The sequence below is a fragment of the Actinophytocola gossypii genome (assembly GCF_025165815.1).
Taxonomy (GTDB): Bacteria; Actinomycetota; Actinomycetes; order Mycobacteriales; family Pseudonocardiaceae; genus Actinophytocola; species Actinophytocola gossypii.
Genome location: NZ_JAFFZE010000010.1, coordinates 1 through 19169 on the forward strand (window position 1 = coordinate 1; position 19169 = coordinate 19169).

Consider the following 19169-nt stretch of genomic DNA (forward strand, 5'->3'; position numbering starts at 1 on the left):
GGGGGGGGGGGGGGGGGCGGGGCCGCGCGGCTGTCGGGGGGCGAGAAGGTCGGTTCGGGCGGGGCGGAAGGTGCCGCGCGGCCGGCTGGGGTCGGACCGGCCGCGCGGTCGTCGGTGGGCGGGATGGAGGCGAAGAGCCGGTCCCGCGGGGGTGTGTCGGGCACGGATCCGTGCGACCGGCCGACGTCACGCGCGATGGCCGGCATGCCGGGGGACGACGCGGTGGGGTTCTGTGGCGGACGCATACGGGACGCGGTGGACGCGCCTCGGTTGACGGGCGGCATACCGGGCGAGGAGGCGGTCGCCGGCGGCATTCCTGGCGAGGACCTGTTGGCCGACGGCACCCCAGGCGGCACCCGGTGAACCGGCGGCATCCCAGACGAGAAGTCGTTGGCCGACGGCGTCCCGGGCGGCACCCGGTCGGCAGACCACCTCCCAGACGACGAACCCTCCCCCGGCGGCATCCCGGGCTGACTTCGATAAGCAGGCGACATCCCTGGCGAAGAGCCGTTGGCCGACGGCACCCCAGGCGACACCCGGTCGGCAGACCACCTCCCAGACGACGAACCCTCCCCCGGCGGCATCCCGGGCTGACTTCGATAAGCCGGCGACATCCCTGGCGAAGAGCCGTTGGCCGACGGCACCCCAGGCGACACCCGGTCGGCAGACCACCTCCCAGACGACGAACCCTCACCCGGCGGCATCCCGGGCTGAGTTCGGTGGGGCGGTGGCATTCCTGGCGAGGTTCCGTTGGCGCGTGGCATCCCGGGCGACGTTCCGCTGGCCGGTGGCATTCCTGGTGAAGTGCCGTTGGCTCGAGGCATGCCGGGTGGGATTCGGTCGACTGCGGGCATTCCCGGTGACGTCCCGTTGGCCGGTCGCGCGCCGGCAGGGGGTCCGTTGTGCCGGGGCATTCCGGGCGAGGTGTCGTTCGGCGACCGGTCCGTGGGGAATCTTCCGTTGTGTCGCGGGAGTCCCCGTGGAGCGTGGTTCGCGAAAGCGCTGCCGTTCGCCGGTGGTGTTCCGTTGTCCGGCGGGAATCCGGGGGACGAGGCGAACGGGCCGGTGGGCGGCAACATCCGAGGTGACGACGCCATCGGGTCGGCCCGTCGCATTCCCGGGGACGACGCCGTCGGCGGCGGGACGGGCGCCATGCGCCGCTGGGATGTCGCCGCCCTCGCTGGCGACATCCCAGCGGACGTGTGCGTTCGAGGTGACGTCGGGCGGCTCTCGGGAGCGGAGAAGCGCGCCCTCGTGGGCGGCGGGAACGTCGGCCGGACCGGCGGCGACCCGGGGGACGACGCCGTCGCCCCCATCGGGGCGGAGAACATCGGGCGGGCCGGGGCACCCGCGTCCACCGCCGGCAGCTCGCCGGTTCGTGCCGCTTCGGGCGGCTCCGGGCGGCGGACGGGCACCGACGCCATCGCCGGGGCGTTCGACGACTCCCTCGGCGCGCCGGTTCGGCTCGAGTAGTCCGCCGGGACGGGGCGGCGGTCCGGTGCGGGCGCGTCCGTCCAGACCGGAGGCCGGGGCGAGTCCGACGGCACCGGCGGGATCGCGGACGTCACCTCGGCCGCCTGGGCTCTGCGCTCCGAGCGGGTCAGGTTCGTCTCCCGCACCACGGGGATCGACTCGGTCGGCTCCGGGCGGGCTCGCCGGCCGGCCACGGCGTCCAGCGCACCGGCCAGGGACGGGGACGGCGGTGCGTCGTCCGCTCTCGCTCGCCGGCCCGCCGGACGTTCGGTGTCCCGAAAGGATCGTTCGGGCTCGGGACGCACGGCGGGAAGCCGAGGGGCCGAGTCCACGGCGGGCATCGACAGCCACGAATCCATCGCCTGCACCGACGGCAGTTCGGGCCACGACGCCCCCGCCCCCGCCGCCGGCATCGACGGCCACGAGTCCTCCGGGCCCAGCGGCGGCGGGTCCAACGGACCGAACCCCGGCACCTGGCCGCCGGAACCCCGCGCGGCCCCGGACGGGCGCGACGGTTCCGATGGGCGCCGGTGCCAGGAGTCGCCGGACGAGGCGCCGGAGTCCATCGCTCTGGCCACCGCCGCGTCCATCGCGGCCGCCGCTTCCATCGCGCTCATCGCGTGTACGGGGATGGCCTGGGTCGCGGGGGCCGCCACCACCGTCTCCGACGACGGGGTCGCGGTCAGGGCCTCGATCGCGGCCAGGGACGGCCAGGACACCTCCGCCGGCGCCGGCCGCGCCGGTTCGCGGCGCGCCGGGGCTGGGCGGCGCTCCATCGCCTCGGTGGTGCGGCTCTCCAGCTCCGCGGTCCAGTGCAGCATGCCGCGTGGGCTGTCGAAGCCGACCACGCCGACCAGTTCGCCGTTGCTGACGTACCCGGTCACCCGCTGCCCGACGTCCACCGAACCGGCCAGCTCCACGGTGTCCTGCGCCAGCGCCGGCAGCCCGGCCCCCTGGATCCGCAGCCCGTGCTGGTCGGTCCAGAACCTCGGCAGCGGCGTGTACGGCTTCGCGCTCGACGCCCCGGCCAGCAGGTTCTCCGCGGCCGCCCGGCCCATCTCGACGGCGTTCAGCCAGTGCTCGACCCGCCTGGGCTGGGTGTCGAACCGCAGGTTGGGCCAGCGCGCGACGTCCCCGGCGACCACGATGTCCTCGGCGCCGATCGCGTGGCACGTCGCGTCGCACATCACGCCGTCGTCGAGGATCAGGCCGGAGCCGCGCAGCCAGCTCACCGCCGGCACCGCGCCGACCGCGAGCACCACGCAGCTCGCCACCACGACCTGCCCGGTCGTCAGGTGCATCGCCACGCCGTCCTGCTGGCGCACCCAGTGGTGCACCTCGGCCTCGGTCACGATCTGCACGCCGTGCGCCTCCTGCAGCGCGGTGACCGTCTCGCCGAGGTCGGCGCCGGGCACCCTGGTCAGCAGGCCGCGGTCCTTCGTCACGATCGTCGCGTCGCGGCCGAGCGCGCGGGCCGCGGACGCCAGCTCGCAGGCGAGGAACCCGCTGCCGACGACCGCGAGTCCGCCCTTGCCGCGGCGCAGGCTCTTCTGCACCGCGACCGCGTCGGAGACCGTGCGGACCACGTGCACGCGGGGGTCGTGCCGAGGCGCGCCCGGCAGGTGCCTGGCCTGCGCGCCGGTGGCCACGACCAGCCCGTCGTAGGGGATCTCCTCGCCGCCGGGCAGGTGCAGGACGTGCTCGTCCGGCTCGAGGTGCGAGGCGCGCACCCCGTACCGCCAGATCGCGTCCAGGTCGGTGAGCACCGGCAGCACCAGTTCCCGGGGGCGGGCGATGCCGGTCAGCAGGTGTTTGGTCAGGCCGGGGCGGTGGTAGGTGCGGTACGGCTCCTCGCCGATGACGACCAGCTCGCCACCGAAGTTCAGCTCCCGCAACCGTTCCGCGGCGCGGAGCCCAGCGGCCCCACCGCCGACGACGACGATTCGCTCCCGGCCCATCTACGTTAACGCCTCTCGTCCAGCATGATCGCGAGCATCGGGCAGCTGCGCACCGCCGCCTTCGCCTGCTCGACTTCCTTGTCCGGCACCGATCTCAGGTACTTCAGGCCGCCGTCGGTGGTCATCCGGAACAGCGTGGGCGCCTCGGCCACGCAGATCCCATACCGGCGGCAGCGGTCGTTGTCCACGCTCAGCGCGTTGCGCCTGCTCTTGCGACCCATCAGGCGTCCTCGACGAGTCCGGCCGCGGACAGCGTGCGCGCCGGCACGAACCGCAGGAGCATCACGGTCACCGCCGGCACCAGCAGGGTGATGCCGCCGAGCCACACGGTCGCCAGGCTGCCGGCGGCCAGCGCGCCGAAGAACGCGTGCACCACGCCGAGCACGAACGCCGGGTAGGCGAGCCGGTGGATCCACATCCACCGCCAGTAGGACATCCAGCGCTTGAGCGCCACCGCGATCGACGCGGCCAGCATCCCCTCGAAGGCGAGGGTGCCGAAGGTGTAGCGCAGGGACTCGGTGAACGGGACCACCACCTCGGCGAACCCCCACGCGCCGCTGTCCAGCATCAGCAGGGTGACCCCGTGCACGAAGGCGAACGCCAGGGTCAGCGTCGCCAGCGTCTGGTGGGCGCCGCGCAACGCCTCGCGCCCGGTGAGCCGGCTGACCCAGCCCGTGCTGGTGAGCACGCCCCACACGAGCGTGAGGCACATCAGCGCGTACGCGAGCCGGGCCGACAGCGTCGACACCTCGAGCACGCCGCTGTCGTGCCCGGCGTCGGCCAGGTAGCTGTGCACGGTCAGGACTCCCTTGGCAGGTGCGAGACGAGGTACGGCGGGCAGGTCGGCGGAGCCCCGACCTGCCCGCCCGCCGGAAACCGCGGACGCGGGAGGATCAGCAGTTCCGGCCGCTGTTGATGCAGCTCACGACCTCGTTCATCAGGTCTTCCGACATGACGTTGATGAAGTCGTTGTGGTCGGTACGCGGACTGTGCAACTCCGCCGGGAAGGCGTCCAGTGCGAACACCCGCCCGCGCGGCACGTCATAGCTCAACGTGATCCGCAGCTGCGGCACCGCCTGGGTGCCCTCCGGGCACGCGCCGGTCTCGTCCGGGAAGACGATGTGGTCGCGGTGGTTGGCACTGTCGGTGTTGCCGTCCGAGCAGCTGGGGAAGTCCGCGATCCGAACCACCTGGCTGCCCCTCGGGCACAGCGGGTACTTGTCGGTGATCCGGTCCTCGAAACCGGAGCACGTCCACTTCGCGTTGGTGTTGGCGTTGTCGTTGGTCTCCGCCTTCGAGTTGCCGGTGAGCACCTTGAGCAGCGGCGGCATCGCCACGACGTCGGACTGCGCGTTGCCGCGGAACTCCAGCAGCACGCTCGCCGGCCGCAGGATCTCGCCGGTGTTGTGCGCGTTGGTGTCGTCCTCGGCGCCGTTGCCGTCCGCGTTGCGCACCCGGAGCACCGGCCAGTAGTAGGACGACTTGTCCGCCTGGTTCTCGCAGGTGGTCCCGGCGGCGAGCAGGCTCTCGTCGGTCGAGCCCGCGTTGGTGTCCAGGTTGCCGACGTGGCCGTGCGTGTGCTCGGCCGCGTTCACCTTGCCCGGGGCGGCGATCAGGTTGTCCGAGTTGAACTTCTCGTTCTCGTTGGTGCCGCAGTCGGACACGAAGGTGCCGGTGGAGGCGTTGGCGCCCGGCGCCGGGCTGTCGGCGAGGTTGTTCGGCTCGACCTCGAAGATGCTGACGAAGTCCTGCGCGAACGGGCCGAGCTCGTCGGTGCAGTCCTCGTTGCCGAATTCGTCCTCGGGGGCGTCCGGCGGCACCGGCGGCACGGTCTCGGCCGGCGGCGGACCCTCCTCGTTCGAGTCGTCGTCCGCAGGCGGCTCCTCGGCGGGCGGCTCCTCGGCCGGCGGCTCCTCCGCGGGGGGTTCCTCGGCGGGGGGTTCCTCGGCCGGGGGCTCCTCAGGGGCCTGTTCGCCCGGAGGCTGCTCGGTCGGCGGTTCCTGCGTCGGCTCACCCCTCGGACGGGCACCCTGCGGCGAGGTCAGGCCGAAGGACTGCGCCTCCTCGCCCTGCTCGGCCGGCGGCTCGTCCGCGGGAGGCTCGTCGGCAGGCGGCTCCTCGGGATTCTCGTCGGCCGGGGGCTCCTCGACGGGTGGCTCCTCCGCCGGCGGCTCCTCGGCGGGAGGCTCCTCGGCGGGAGGCTCCTCGGCGGGAGGCTCCTCGGCGGGAGGTTCCTCGGCCGGGGGCTCCTCGGCGGGCGGCTCCTCGGGTGGCGCGGACTCGTCGGGCGGCGGCACGACCTCGCTCGACGCAGGGGGTGGGACCTCCGGCAGACACTGCACCGGTCGGGCGTCGGCGACGTTGTCGGCCTGCGCGGCACCGTAGATGCCGATGCCGACAGCCGTGCCGAGGATGCAGACCGCGGCCGTACCCGCGGCGACCAGCCGTCGGCGCAGATGTCGCGGTATCTGGTGTCTTCCCATGCTCATGCCTCGCAGATTCGTTGTGTTCGTTCGGGGAGCTCAGCGCCTCAGCACCAGGTGCGAGGTCGACGCCGTTCCCGCAGCCGGACCCCGTGGGGTCGCGGCCGGAGTCGAGGCGCCCTGGTGGGTGTCGCCCGAGCCGCCGGACGCGACCGGCGCGCCCATCCCGTGGACCGCAGCAGCCATCGGGATGGGCGACGCCGGCGACGTCACCGCACTGACACGACCGGGAACCCTCCGTCCATTGTGGAATCAGAGCGAGTCGCGGCCGGCGCGCCCGCCAGAACTGGCGTACGGGGTGGGCGCGACCGAGCGGCCGTGTCGGGTGCTCATCGAGATTTTCCTTTCTTCGCAAGGAGTTTCCATCGTCACCAGCAGGTGCGGTCACCAGCAGATACGGAAACCCCGGAGTCACGGTTCAATCACGACGACACAACGGATGTGACGTAGGTCACTCGACAAGGAGTGGCGGATAGGTCCACGATGTGCGCCGTGAGCCGGCGTTCAAGACTCGAACTCGCCGGCGCGGAAGACGCCTCGGGCGACAGAAGCGAGGCGTTGGTCAGGATGCTCTACCGCGAGTTCGGTGGCGCGCTGTTCGGCCATGTGCTGCACCTAACCGGCAATGACCGGCAGTGGGCCGAAGACGTCGTGCAGGAGACCCTGGTCCGTGCCTGGCGCAATGCCGATCGACTGGATCGGGAGCCAGGCATGCTTCGCGCCTGGCTGTACACCGTGGCCCGCCGTATCGTCATCGACGGCCGGCGCAGCCACAGCGCTCGACCGAAGGAGGTGGACCCCGCGCCGCTGGAGGCGATGCCGATCCCCGACGGATCGGAGAAGTCCCTGTCGGCCATGGTCGTCGCGGACGCGTTGCAGGGGTTGAGCCCCGAGCACCGGGAGGCGCTGGCCGAGACGTACCTGCGTGACCGGACGGTCAACGAGGCGGCGGCGGTGCTGGGCGTACCGCCGGGAACGGTGAAGTCGCGGGTGTACTACGCACTCCGCGCGCTGCGGCAACAGCTTCGGGACGGGGAGTGAACCGACGATGACCGCACCACGACACGTGGACGTGGGCGCCTACGTCCTCGGCATTTTCGACCCACCGGACGAGGCGGCCTACGAGGAGCACTTCGCACAGTGCGAACGGTGCCGCCGCGAGTTCATCGAGCTCGCGGACATGCCGTCGGTCCTGGACACCCTCAAGCCGGCGGCGCCGGAGGTGACTCCACCACCCCTGTCCGCGCTGATCGACTTCTCGAAGCTGCGCCAGACCGACGGGGCGCCGACGCCGGCCGTGCCGCCCCAACAACGGCCGAACGGGGCGACCCAGCCACACCGGATCCCCCGCCCGCACCGCGACGGCGCCCCGCCGCGAAACGGCACCGCCCGCCCGCGACCCGAGGACGCCGCGCCCAGGAACGGCGTGGCCCGCCCACGCACGGAAGGCGCCCCACACCGGAACGACGTGGCTCGCCCACCCACAGAGGGCGCCCCACACCGGAACGACGTGGCTCGCCCACCCACAGAGGGCGCCCCACACCGGAACGACGTCGCCCGCCCGCTCCCGTCGCCGCCCAACGAGCGGCCCCGGGTGAACGGCAACCCGCTCCCGCCCCGGTCCGACCGGCGGCCGGCACCACCCGCGCCGGGCAGCGCACAGCACTCCACCCCGGCGATGCGCCCGGCCGCGCCCGAACCCGGTAGCGCGCAGCACTCCACCCCCGCGATGCGCCCGGCCGCACCCGCGAAACCGCCGGTCACGCCGTCGAAGGCGAAGCCCCGGGACACCCGCCCCGCGGGCCGGGCCGGTGGGCCGAGAAACCGGAAACCCGTGTGGTTGAGCGCCGCGGCCGCCGTGCTGGTGGCGCTCACCGTCGGTGTCGTGGTCAGCCTGTCCTCGGGCGAGGATCCCGCGACCCAGGTCGCCGACCCTGGCACCAGCGCGCCGGCCACGCCCCCGTCCGGCGCGGTCGCCGGCGCCCACGTGGTGAGCGGCACCGACCCGGAGACCGGCGTGACGGCGATCATCACCATCGAGCCGATCTCCGGTGGCACCCAGGTCGACCTGTCGCTCTACGCGATCGACGGCCCGCAGCGGGGCAGGCTCGTCGCCGTGTCCCGGTTCGGGGAGCGCGAGGAGGTCACCGCCTTCGACGTCCCGGAAGGGCGCGCCGGCCGCGGCGAGGCGATCGAGGTGTCCGGCGTCGTCCCGTTCGCCCAGGGCGACATCACCCGCTTCGAGGTGCACGGCAACGGGATCGAGCCCCTGCTGGTGGTGCCGACCTGAGCCGGCTCACGGCTTCCGGTAGACCGACACGTGGAGTTGGGAGTCACCGGTGAAGGGGCCGCGTTTCCAGTCCCCCCACCGGTGCTCCAACTCCAGCCCGGCGAGCTGGGCCATCAGGTCCATCTCGTGGTGGGTGACGATCCGGCCGGAGATCGGGTAGAACCGCGTGCCGTTCGTGCCGAGCACGATCCACGTGCCGTTGTGGGTCGCCGTGACCGGGTCGAAGGTGCCGCCGCTGAGCGTGATCTGGTCGGGCTCGACCTTGGCCACGCGCAACGCCTCGTTGGGCGGCTTGTTGCCGACGACGGCGGTCTCCAGCACGAACCGCCCGCCGGGACGCAGGTGCGCGGCGGCGTTGCGGAACAGGTCGACCTGCGCGCGCTGGCTTGGCAGCACGAAGATCGAGTTGAACGCGATGAACGCCAGCGCGAACTCGCCGTCCACCCGCACCGTGGTCATGTCGCCGACGACCGTGCTGACGCCCTCCGCGCCTGGCTTCTCGCGCAGCTTGGCCAGCATCTCCTCGCTGATGTCCACACCGGACACAGCGAGCCCGCGCCCGGCGAGCGGCACCGCCAGCCGGCCGGTGCCGACGCCGAACTCCAGCACCGGTTCCCCACCGGCCAACTCGGCCAGCACGGCGACCGCGCCCTCGTCGTCCATCATCCCGGCGTGCCAATCGTCGTAGACGCCCGCCCAGCGGGCGCCGTACAGCCGTGGGTCGAATTCCGTCATGGGGCACACCCTGGCGGGAGCCGCCGCCGCCCGGCAACGGATTCGTCCTAGCGCGTAAGGCCGAGGCTGACCTCCTCGTTCCGGGACCGCAGCACGTTGTGCACCACCGGCCCCACCCGCAGCCGGTCGTCGGACTCGAACCGCGCGCGCAGCTCGTCGAGGTGGCCGTCCGGCTCGGCGGTCAGCGCCGCCAGCTCGTCGAACAACGCCACCCGGTCCTCGTCGATCACGTCGTCCGGGCCGGGCATCGCGCCCCAGACGTCCCACGGCAGCATCTCGGCGTTGTTCAGCGCGGCGACGTCGCGCATCAGGTTGCCGGCGATCCACCAGGCGCCGGTCTCCCCGGTGACGCTGAGCCCGAACGTCGCCGGGTCCGCCTCGCCGGACCGGCAGGCCGCCCACGCGTCGCCGGCGACCAGGAACCGGTCCCTCGGCACGTCGGTCAGGTCGAGGTCGACGCCGAACAGCGCGCGCTGGTGCTCGTCGACCTGCGCGTCGACCAGCCGCCAGCGTCCGTCGAGCCAGACCTCGGCGACCCAGTGGTCCTCGCCGAGCGATGATCCGAAGTAGGTGCCGAACCCGCAGCGGGCCCGCGCCGGGACGTCCTGCGCGCGCAGCATCGACACCAGCAGCACGGTGAACTGCCGGCAGTTGCCCGCGGTGCGCGCGGCGGGCTCCCGCGCGACGTCGAGCGGACGGGGGTCACGGTCGACGATCCAGTCCAGCAGCTCCGCCACCCGCCGCAGGTGCGCGCTGCGCCGGTCGTCCTCGTCGAGCGTCACGCCGTAGGAGCCGGCGAGGTGCTCGTGGATCAGCAGTCCCTGCGTCACCGAGCACAGTTCGGCCACGTCGTTCGGCAGGCCCTCGAACAAAGCCGCGTGCCCGCCCGCCGACGTGAACCCGATCTGCTTGGTATATCTGGGAAGCGTCTGCATGCCTTCTGTTCTACAGGCAGCTTCCCTCAGCGCCCCAACGGGATCAGCCGCCACGCGCCGTCCCGGCACACCACGGGCCGGTAGCGGGCGGTGAGCGAGTACGTCCCGGCGCGCGGGCACGGCTCCCCCACCACCGCGAACCTCGGGTCCCGAGGCGGGGTGGACGCGGGCGGCGGCGGTGCTGGCGGCGGCGTGGTCCGGGTCGTCGTGGTGGTGGTCGTCGCGGGGGCCGGCGGCGGGGTCGGCACGATCTCGGAGGTCATCGTGCTCGCGACCGGGGGCGCGATGACGGCGGGCCGGGACGGGGTGGTGGTCGGCGTGACCGCGGCCGAGGGGCTGCCGGCCTCGCGGGTGGTGCCGGAGAGCAGGGCGAACGCGCCGAGCACGGCGACGGCGAACGCGAACGTGGCGAGCTTGACGACGACCAGGAACCGGTCACGCTCGGTCGGCCTGGGAACCGGCCGGCACGGCGTCTCGTAGCCCAGTCGCGGCATGCTGGGGACTCCCGGTAGGCGCTCGGTGACTCACGCGAGCCGCCAACGTACCAAGCGTGCGGGCCGGGCGATCAGGCGGTGGCGCGCCCCCGGCCCTCGAGCGTGGTCAGCCGCCGCTCGGTCGGCCACCGCACGTCGGTCGCCCAGCCGAACTTCTCCAGCAGCCAGATCATCCGCGCGGAGATGTCGATCTGCCCGCGCCGCACGCCGTGCCGGGCGCAGGTCGGGTCGGCGTGGTGCAGGTTGTGCCACGACTCGCCCATGGACAGGATGGCCAGCGGCCAGAAGTTCGCCGACTTGTCCCGCGCCGCGAACGGCCGGCTGCCGATCATGTGGCACACCGAGTTCACCGACCAGGTGACGTGGTGCAGGAACGACACGCGCACCAGCCCGGCCCAGAAGAACGCGGTCACCGCGCCCCACCAGGACCAGGTGATCAGTCCGCCGAGCACGGCGGGCGCGAGCAGCGTCACCGCGGTCCACAGCCCGAACTGGCGGTGCACCCTGGCGATGTCCTTGTCGGCGAGCAGGTCGGGGGCGAACCGCTCGGCGTTGGTAAGGTTGCGGTCGAACACCCAGCCCATGTGCGCGTGCCAGAAGCCCTTGACCAGCGCGACCGGCGAGGTGCCGAACGCCCACGGCGAGTGCGGGTCGCCGTCGCGGTCGGAGAACGCGTGGTGGCGGCGGTGGTCGGCGACCCAGTGGGTGATCGGCCCCTGCAACGCCATGCTGCCGACGATCGCGAGCGCGACCCGCAGCGGGCGGCGCGCCTTGAACGACCGGTGGGTGAAGTACCGGTGGAAGCCGACGGTCACGCCGAGGCAGGTGACCGTGTAGAACACCGCGGCCAGCGCGATGTCCACCCAGCCGAGGCCCCAGCCCCAGGCCAGCGGCACGGCCGCGATCAGGGCGACGAACGGCCCGAGGATGAACAGGTAGGTCCCGACATGCGGCCACAGTCCGCGGGGTGGGCCGTGGATGGGGCGCACCTCGCGCCGCGGAGCCTCGGAGGTCAGCGCCATGCGGGTAGCAAAGCAGGTCGGCGGGCTCGATGCCACCTTTGGCGGGCAAATGGGCGAGTGCTGTTTGAAACAGGCCGACGGGTCGTGCCTCGAACAGGTGAGTTGCGTTGCCAACGGAGGTCGGCCGAACTCTTGCACAGTGCTCGTGCTCCGTGGCATGAATTTCGGCGCGCGATGACGGCGAGTGTTCACCGGTCGTTCACCCCCGCGCGCCCGGATCGCACGTCAAACGAGTCGTGCGCTCCGCAGGATGGGGCCACGAGAAGCTAAGGAGGCGTGTGAAGCGTCGATTGTCGATCGCGCTGGGGGTGGTCCTGCTCGTCGCGGTCATCGGGGTGATCGTGTTCGACCGGGACGACGAGACCCCCACGCGGGATGTTGTGGTCCGGGGGGTCATCGGCTCGGAGAAGCTGGCGTTCTTCCGTGACGAGCGGGTCCGGGAGGCGTTCGCCGCGCACGGGGTGACCGTCGAGGTCGACACCGCCGGCTCGCGGCAGATCGCGACCACGGTGGACCTCGCCGGGTACGACTTCGTGTTCCCGTCCAGCCAGCCGGCCGCGCAGCGGATCCAGCGGGACCGGAACGTCACCACGGCCTACACCCCGTTCCAGTCGCCGATGGCGGTGGCGACGTTCGCGCCGGTGGTCGAGGTGCTGGAACGGGCGGGCGTGATCCGCGACGGCCTGCTGGACGTTGGCCGGTACCTGGAGCTGGCCAGGGCGGGCACCCGGTGGGACGAGTTGCCCGGCAACACCGAGTTCCGGGCGCGCAAGAGCGTGCTGATCACCACGACCGACCCGAGGGACTCCAACTCGGCCGCGATGTACGTGGCGATCGCGTCCTACGTCGCCAACGGGAACGCGGTGGTCGCCAGCCAGGACGCTGAGGCGAGGCTGCTGCCGGAGCTGACCGGGTTGTTCCTGCGGCAGGGGTACGCGCAGTCGTCGAGCGCGGGGCCGTTCGAGGACTACCTGGTGGCCGGCATGGGCCGGGTGCCGATGGCGCTGGTGTACGAGTCGCAGTTCCTCGGCCGGCAGGTGCGCGGCGACGGCACGATCCAGCCGGACATGCGACTGGTGTACCTGGCGCCGACGGTGTACTCCGAGCACACGCTGGTGCCGCTGACCGACCCCGGCGACGAGGTGGGCAGGCTGCTGACCACCGACGACCGGCTGGGCAGGCTCGCGGCGGAGTTCGGCTTCCGCACCAGCGACCCCGGGGTGTTCGCCGACGTCATGGCCGAGCACGACCTCACCGCGCCGGACCTGGTGGACGTGGTCGAGCCGCCGTCGTTCGAGACGTTGGAGCGGCTGCTGGACGGGATCGAGGCGCGGTATTCGTGAATGACGTGGTGCTGACGCCGCCGGAGCCGGTGGAGCCGGTGCCGGTGTCCAGCGCGGCCGGGCTCGTCGCCCTGGACGACGAGGTGCGGGCGGAGGTCGCCGAGCGGGCGGCGGCGTTCGGGGAGCGGCTCGGCGCGCTGGACCCGCGCGCGCCGGAGTTCCACGCGGCGCTGACCGAGCTGCTGACCGTCGGCGAGTCGGACATGCGGGTGGCGGCGTCGATCGCGGAGGCGTTGCTGGACCGGTCGGCGAACGCGCTGGCCGGCGAGCGCGGCGGCCCCGCCACGGCGCAGCAGGAGATCGCGCTGAGCCTGGCCGAGCTGCGCCGCACGGTCCACGAGCTCGACCCGGCGCGGCTGCCGGTGACCGGCCGCAAGCTCCGGCGCTGGTTCCCGGCGGCCAACGAGGCCCGCAAGCTGCTGGCCCGCTACCGGGCCGCGCGCGAACCGGTGAACGCGCTGGTGGTGCACCTGCGCACCCGGCAGGACACGCTGAAGCGGGACAACGCGGCCATCGGCGGCGAGCGGGAACGGCTGTGGCGGACCATGTCCGACCTGTCCCGCGCGGCGGCGCTGGCGGCGGCGGTGGACGAGGCGGTGGACCGGCAGGCCGGCGTGCTCGACCTCGCCGACCCGGGGCGCGCCCTGGCCCTGCGGTCGGACGTGCTGCACCCGATCCGGCAGCGCAACCAGGACATCCTCACCCAGCTGGCGGTGTGCGCGCAGGGTTACCTGGCGCTGGACCTGTTGCGGCGCAACAACGACGAGCTGGTGCGCGGGGTGGAGCGGGCGGTGTCGACCACGGTGTCGGCGCTGCGGATCGCGCTGGTGGTGTCCGGCGCGCTCGCCCACCAGCGCGACGTGGCCGACGAGGTCGAGGCGGTGCGCTCGACGACCGAGGGCCTGATCCGGTCGAACGCGGAGCTGCTGTCGCTGCGCACCGAGGAAATGCGCCGGGCCGCCGCCGACCCGGCCGTGGGGGTGGCGACCATTCGCGAGTCGTTCGAGCGGATCTACGCCGCGATCGACTCGATCGACGAGTACCGCGCGGCCGCGGTGCACAGCATGGCGTCGACCGTCGACGCGCTGTCCACCGAGATCCGTCGCGCGGAGGAGTACCTGCGGCGCTCGCACGCCGCTGAGGGGGCGTGATGGGGCGGAAGGCGCTTGCCTCGGTGCTGGCCGTGGCGGCCGTGCTGGCGGGCTGTGACAGCGCACCGGAGCCGGCCGCCGAGTCCGCGGTGCTGCGGGTGCTGGCCGGAAGCGAGCTGGCCGACCTGGAGCCGGTGCTCGACGAGGCCGCGCGGGTGACCGGGGTGCGGGTGGAGTTCACCTTCACCGGCACCCTGGAGGGCACCGAGACGCTGGCGAGCGGCGAGGCGGACGGGGCGTTCGACGCGGTGTGGTTCTCCTCGAACCGGTACCCGAGGTCGCTGCCCGAGGCGGACCGGCGGCTCGGCGACGAGGTGAAGATCATGCGCTCGCCGGTGGTGCTCGGGCTGCCGGAGGCGAAGGTGCGTGAGCTCGGCTGGGACCGCACGCGGCCGACCTGGGCGGACATCGCGGAGGCGGCGGGGCAGGGCCGGTTCACCTACGGCATGACCGACCCGTCGGCGTCCAACTCCGGCTTCTCCGCGCTGGTCGGTGTCGCGTCGGCGCTCGCCGGCACCGGCGACGCGGTGACACCGGACCAGATCGACGCGGTGGCGCCGGCGATGACCCGGTTCTTCAGCGCGCAGAAGCTGTCGGCTGGGTCGTCGGGCTGGCTGTCGGAGGAGTACCAGCGGCGGCTGGCCGGCACGGCGCCGGGGCCGAAGGTCGACGGGCTGATCAACTACGAGTCGGTGCTGCGGACGCTGCCGACTCCGCTGACCGTGGTGTACCCGGCGGACGGCGTGGTGACCGCGGACTACCCGCTGACCGTGCTGACCTCGGCGTCGGCGGACGCCCGGGCGGCGCACCAGCGGCTCGCCGACCACCTGCGGTCGCCGGAGACCCAGCGGCGGATCATGGCCGACACGTACCGCAGGCCCGCGGTGCCCGGCGTGGCGCTGTCCGACGAGTTCGCGGTGCGGGACCTGGTGGAGCTGCCGTTCCCGGCCACGCAGGACGCGATGGACGCGCTGCTGCGGGCGTACTTCAACGAGCTCCGGCGGCCGTCGCGGACCCTGTACGTGCTGGACACGTCGGGGTCGATGCAGGGTGAGCGGATCGCCGGGCTGAAGTCCGCACTGGTGGCGCTGACCGGGGCGGACGGCTCGCTGGTCGGGCGGTACCGGGGGTTCCGCAGCCGCGAGGAGGTGACGCTGCTGCCGTTCGGGACCGTGCCGGGCCGGCCGAGGACGTTCACCCTGCCGCCCGGCGACCCGGCGGCGGAGCTGGCCAGGATCTCCGCGTACGCCGAGGCGCTGACCGCGCGCGGCGGCACGGCGATCTACGACAGCCTGGTGCGGGCCTACGAGCTGCTCGGCGACCCCGATCCGGCGCGGTTCACCTCGATCGTGCTGATGACCGACGGGGAGAACCGGAACGGCTCGCCGCTGACGGCGTTCGAGCGGGAGCTGCGGGCGTCGCCGTCGCGCGCGGTCCCGGTGTTCACGGTGCTGTACGGGGAGTCGCACGCGGCCGACATGACGAGGGTGGCTGAGCTGACCGGCGGCGAGGTGTTCGACGCGCGCAGCTCGTCGCTGGCCGAGGTGTTCCGGGACATCCGCGGCTACCAGTGATGGGGCGCTACCTGGGATCCACGAAGAACCTGGTCGGCTCGGCGTGCGGGCTGGTGGGGATCGTGCTGTACGTGACGGGCGTGACCGGGTCGTACGGCCTGGCGCTGGTGGCCGTGCTGTACGCGGCGGGCGCGCTGCTGGCGCCGCCGGAGCGGGTGCGGCGGTCCCCGGCGGCGGAGCTCCCTCGCCTGCGCGCGGACCTGGCCGCGCTGGTCGAGTCGGCGGTGGCGCGGCGCGCGGACCTGCCGGCCGGGGCGGTGGAGCGGCTGGAGCGGATCGCCGGCACGCTGACACCGCTCATGGCCCGCCCGCTCGGCGAGGACCCGGAGACCCTGCACGCGGTGATCCGGCTCGCCGGCACGGACCTGCCGCTGTCGGTGCGCACGTACCTGAACCTGCCGAGGAACCTGACCGCAAGGATCGACGGCCGCGACCACGACCCCGCCGCCGAGCTGCTGGACCAGCTGGAGCTGCTGGAACGGGACGCGAACCGGATCGCCGCCCGCCACCATGCCGGCGACGTGCGGCAGCAGACCGACCACACCCGCTACATCCGCTCCCGCACGGAGCCGGACGAGCCAGGAAGGTGACCTTCATGGCACCGGTGTCACCAGCACGGGGAGGTGGGCCCAGACAGCCTTGCCCGGCGGGCGGGTCTCCACACCCCACTGGGGGCACAGGCCACGCACGATGAGCAGGCCCTTCCCCACCGGCCACGGCTCGGCCGGCGCGGCGGTGCTGTCGTCGACGCGCAGTACCACCACCTTCCCCTCGGCCGGCAGCTCCAGCCGCACGCCGTAGGGCGCGTCCGCGTGCCGGTAGGCGTTGCCCAGCAGCTCGGCGAGCACGATGCACGCCTCCTGGATCGCGCCGCGCGTGCAGCCGTGCATCGAGGACGCCACCCAGCGGCGCATCCCCGCCAGGAACAGGTCGTCGGCGGCGGGCAGGTGTCTCTCGGCGAGCACCCGGGCGGTCACGGCCGGGCCCGGCGTCCGCGACGCCTCGGGCGCGGCACGGGCTGCTCCGGCGGATCGAGGTCCAGCACCGGGAGGTCGAAGGTCAGCTCCGCCCACACCGTCTTCGCCTGGCGCCTCGATTCGACGCCCCACCGCTCCGACAGCCCGCCGACCAGGACCAACCCGCCGCCGGCCGCCCAGTCGCCGCGCGGCGGGGCGCAGTCGTCGACCGAGACCAGCAGCGCGCGGCGGTCGTCGCGCACGTCCAGGCGCAGCACGTACGGCGGCAGCCCGTGCCGGCGGGCGTTGGACACCAGCTCGTCGGCCACCACCTCGGTGTGCAGCCGCACCGCGAGCGGCAGGTCACGCAGCGCGCCGCGGATCCACCCGCGCACCACGTCCAGCGACGGCTCGTGCTCCGTCGGCATGATCAGGATCGTCATCAGCCCTGCCGTCCCCCAAGGTCGGTTGGGTCAATCCTGAAGGGTTTTCCGGGTGGTAGACCTGACAACTACCTGACGATCCGGTTGACTGGCGGCCGGACGGGTGCGGCACGGGCTAGGAACTCCGCATGACCACGCCCGATCCGCGTAGTATCGCCGCCGATCATGGGCTCGAGACGGAGATGACGACAGCCACCCTGCTCCTCGTCGAGGACGACGCGCGCATCCGCGAGGCACTGCGGCTCGCGCTGGGCGACGAGGGCTACGACGTGGTGGAGGCGGCGACCGGGGAGCAGGCACTGACCCGGCTCGCCGACGAGCCGTTGCCCGACGTCGTGCTGCTCGACCTCATGCTGCCCGGCATCGACGGCCTGGAGGTGTGCGCCCGAATCCGCGAGCAGGGCGACCTGCCGATCATCATGGTCACCGCGCGGACGGCGCCGCACGAGGTCATCGCCGGCCTGGAGGCGGGTGCCGACGACTACGTGACCAAGCCGGTGGACGCCGGCGAGCTGGGCGCGCGGATCCGGGCGCTGCTGCGCCGGGCCAGGGCGGGTGAGAACGACCTGCCCTCGTCGCTGCAGCTCGGCGACCTGACCGTGCGGGTCACCGAGGGCCGGGTGCTGCGCGGCAGCACCGAGATCCCGCTCACCAAGACCGAGTTCCGGCTGCTGTGCACGCTGGTCACCGCGCGCGGCGCGGTCGTGACCAGGGAGCAGCTGCTCGAGCGGGTGTGGGACTACGGCTACTTCGGCGACACCCGGCTGCTCGACGTGCACATCCGGAGGCTGCGCCGCAAGGTCGAGCCCGATCCCGGCCAGCCGACGCACATCGTGACGGTGCGCGGTGTCGGTTACCGCGCCGAGTCCGGCGCACCGCCGGCGCAGTGAGCGAGCGGTGAGCAGACTCCCGCTGCGGACCAGGGTGATGGCCTGGTTCAGCCTGGTGTCGCTGGTGGTGGCCGGCGTGCTGGCGCTGGCGACCTGGCACCTGTCCACCGGCTACATGCTCGACCAGCGCGAACGCAGCGCGATCCGGCAGGCGAAGGGCAACGCGCGGCTGGTCACGCAGGTGCTGGAGCGCGGCTCGGCGGGCCTGGACGAGCTGCTGACCGGACTGGTCGCCGAGGTCGAGTCGGCGGTGCTGCTGGTCGACCAGGGCGACCTGATCGTCGGCGGCAACTCGGTGGACCCGACCCGTCTGCCGACCGCGTTCCTCGACATGGTGCGCAACGGCAGACCGGCGCACCAGCGGACGGTGCTGAACGGGATCCCGGTGCAGGCGGTGGGGCTGCCGCTGCCCGCGAAGGCGGCGACCTACGTCGAGGTGTCGCCGATGCGGGAGATGGACCGCACGTTCCGGTTCCTGAGCTGGCTGCTGATCGGCGGCACGCTGGTCAGCGGGCTCGCCGGGGCGGTGCTCGGCCGGTGGGCCGCGACCCACTCGCTGCGTCCGCTGCGCCAGGTCACCGACGCGGCGGCGGAGGCGGCCCGCGGCGACCTGTCGGTGCGGCTGCCGGCGACCGGCGACCCGGACCTGATCCCGCTCGCCGCGGCGTTCAACGACACCGCGGAGCGGCTGCAGCAGCGGGTGGCGCGGGACACCCGGTTCGCCGGGGACGTGAGCCACGAGCTGCGCTCGCCGCTGACCACGATGCTGAACGCGATGTCGGTGCTGCACCGGCGGAGCGCGGAGCTGCCGGCCGGTACCCGGCAGGCGGTGGAGCTGCTGAACACCGACCTGCGGCGGTTCCGGCGGATGGTGGACGACCTGCTGGAGATCTCCCGGGGCGACCAGGACCAGGACTACTCGACGTTCGAGCTGGTGGACCTGGCCGGGTTGGTGCAGGCGACCGGCCCGACGCTGCCGGAGTCGGTGCTGGACATCGAGGCGCGGCCGTGGGTGCTGGCCGACCGCAGGCGCCTGGAGCGGGTGGTGGCGAACCTGCTGGACAACGCCGGCCGGCACGGCGGGGGCCTGGTTCGCCTCGGCGTGCTGACCCGCGAGGACCGGGCCAGGATCGAAGTCGACGACGCCGGGCCGGGGGTGCCGGAGGAGGCGCGGGAGCACATCTTCGAGCGCTTCGCCCGGGGGTCACCGGCGCGCCGGGAGGCGACGGACAGCGGCGCCGGGCTCGGGCTGGCACTGGTCACCCAGCACGTTCGGCGGCACCACGGGCACGCGTGGGTCGAGGCGAGACCGGGCGGCGGGGCGCGGTTCGTGGTGGAGCTGCCCGAAGTCACGGACTGAGGCTTGTTTTTCTTCCGTCGAAGATGAAATGGGGAAACCGCCGAAGCCAGGGGTCGCGGCTT

General features: G+C 73.2%; 18 protein-coding genes. 8 read left to right on the top strand and 10 right to left on the bottom strand.

The annotated features are described in order from the left end of the window. The 4 genes from JT362_RS11220 to JT362_RS11235 all read right to left on the bottom strand — a co-directional run. A partial coding sequence (locus tag JT362_RS11220; RefSeq protein WP_260191060.1) for an FAD-dependent oxidoreductase occupies positions 1-3431 on the bottom strand: 3431 nt, incomplete at its 3' end. A 5-nt stretch (positions 3432-3436) separates the two neighbouring features. After that, positions 3437-3652: a ferredoxin gene (locus JT362_RS11225; protein WP_260191061.1), complete on the bottom strand. Its 216-nt coding sequence runs from the start codon at positions 3650-3652 to the stop codon at positions 3437-3439. Then, positions 3652-4227 (bottom strand): ferric reductase-like transmembrane domain-containing protein, encoded by a 576-nt coding sequence (locus JT362_RS11230; protein WP_260191062.1) that lies wholly within the window; start codon positions 4225-4227, stop codon positions 3652-3654. Before JT362_RS11230 ends, JT362_RS11225 begins: the two co-directional genes overlap by 1 nt. Before the next feature lie 97 nt (positions 4228-4324). Beyond that, complete coding sequence (locus JT362_RS11235) at positions 4325-5920, bottom strand: DUF1996 domain-containing protein (protein ID WP_260191063.1); 1596 nt, start codon at positions 5918-5920, stop codon at positions 4325-4327. Positions 5921-6397: 477 nt separating this feature from the next. Here JT362_RS11235 and JT362_RS11240 point away from each other — a divergent pair, with 477 nt between their 5' ends. Together JT362_RS11240 and JT362_RS11245 are read left to right on the top strand one after the other, a co-directional pair. Beyond that, entirely contained in the window at positions 6398-6955 is a 558-nt protein-coding gene (locus JT362_RS11240; RefSeq protein WP_260191064.1) for a sigma-70 family RNA polymerase sigma factor, read from the top strand. A gap of 7 nt (positions 6956-6962) precedes the next feature. Continuing rightward, complete coding sequence (locus JT362_RS11245; protein ID WP_260191065.1) at positions 6963-8204, top strand: anti-sigma factor family protein; 1242 nt, start codon at positions 6963-6965, stop codon at positions 8202-8204. Positions 8205-8210: 6 nt separating this feature from the next. On the opposite strand, the gene JT362_RS11250 is transcribed toward JT362_RS11245, so the two are convergent. From JT362_RS11250 to JT362_RS11265, 4 genes are all read right to left on the bottom strand, one after another. After that, positions 8211-8939: a class I SAM-dependent DNA methyltransferase gene (locus JT362_RS11250; RefSeq protein ID WP_260191066.1), complete on the bottom strand. Its 729-nt coding sequence runs from the start codon at positions 8937-8939 to the stop codon at positions 8211-8213. Between the two features lie 47 nt (positions 8940-8986). Then, on the bottom strand, positions 8987-9874 hold the full coding sequence (locus JT362_RS11255) for a transglutaminase-like domain-containing protein (RefSeq protein WP_260191067.1): 888 nt from the start codon (positions 9872-9874) through the stop codon (positions 8987-8989). A 26-nt stretch (positions 9875-9900) separates the two neighbouring features. Continuing rightward, positions 9901-10368, bottom strand: coding sequence for a hypothetical protein (locus JT362_RS11260; protein WP_260191068.1), 468 nt, complete (start codon positions 10366-10368; stop codon positions 9901-9903). A 71-nt stretch (positions 10369-10439) separates the two neighbouring features. After that, positions 10440-11390, bottom strand: a complete 951-nt coding sequence (locus JT362_RS11265; RefSeq protein WP_260191069.1) for an acyl-CoA desaturase — start codon at positions 11388-11390, stop codon at positions 10440-10442. 278 nt (positions 11391-11668) lie between these two features. On the opposite strand from JT362_RS11265, the gene JT362_RS11270 reads away from it, so the two are divergent. Genes JT362_RS11270 through JT362_RS11285 form a run of 4 tightly spaced genes read left to right on the top strand, consistent with a single transcriptional unit; the run spans position 11669 to position 16048 of the window. Then, a complete protein-coding gene (locus tag JT362_RS11270) occupies positions 11669-12733 on the top strand; it encodes a substrate-binding domain-containing protein (RefSeq protein ID WP_260191070.1) in 1065 nt (354 codons plus the stop codon). Continuing rightward, positions 12730-13884, top strand: coding sequence for a toxic anion resistance protein (locus JT362_RS11275; RefSeq protein WP_260191071.1), 1155 nt, complete (start codon positions 12730-12732; stop codon positions 13882-13884). The genes JT362_RS11270 and JT362_RS11275 overlap by 4 nt, the downstream gene beginning before the upstream one ends. Beyond that, positions 13884-15458: a VWA domain-containing protein gene (locus JT362_RS11280; protein ID WP_260191072.1), complete on the top strand. Its 1575-nt coding sequence runs from the start codon at positions 13884-13886 to the stop codon at positions 15456-15458. The genes JT362_RS11275 and JT362_RS11280 overlap by 1 nt, the downstream gene beginning before the upstream one ends. Continuing rightward, positions 15458-16048 (top strand): hypothetical protein, encoded by a 591-nt coding sequence (locus tag JT362_RS11285; protein WP_260191073.1) that lies wholly within the window; start codon positions 15458-15460, stop codon positions 16046-16048. Before JT362_RS11280 ends, JT362_RS11285 begins: the two co-directional genes overlap by 1 nt. 3 nt (positions 16049-16051) lie before the next feature. Here the strand turns inward: JT362_RS11285 and JT362_RS11290 are convergent, their stop codons facing one another. Continuing rightward, positions 16052-16435, bottom strand: coding sequence for an ATP-binding protein (locus JT362_RS11290; protein WP_260191074.1), 384 nt, complete (start codon positions 16433-16435; stop codon positions 16052-16054). Further along, entirely contained in the window at positions 16432-16857 is a 426-nt protein-coding gene (locus JT362_RS11295; RefSeq protein WP_260191075.1) for an ATP-binding protein, read from the bottom strand. Before JT362_RS11295 ends, JT362_RS11290 begins: the two co-directional genes overlap by 4 nt. A 182-nt stretch (positions 16858-17039) precedes the next feature. Here JT362_RS11295 and JT362_RS11300 point away from each other — a divergent pair, with 182 nt between their 5' ends. Then, positions 17040-17747, top strand: coding sequence for a response regulator (locus tag JT362_RS11300; protein WP_260191076.1), 708 nt, complete (start codon positions 17040-17042; stop codon positions 17745-17747). A gap of 7 nt (positions 17748-17754) precedes the next feature. Beyond that, positions 17755-19107 (top strand): HAMP domain-containing sensor histidine kinase, encoded by a 1353-nt coding sequence (locus JT362_RS11305; protein ID WP_260191077.1) that lies wholly within the window; start codon positions 17755-17757, stop codon positions 19105-19107. Positions 19108-19169: the final 62 nt, after the last annotated feature.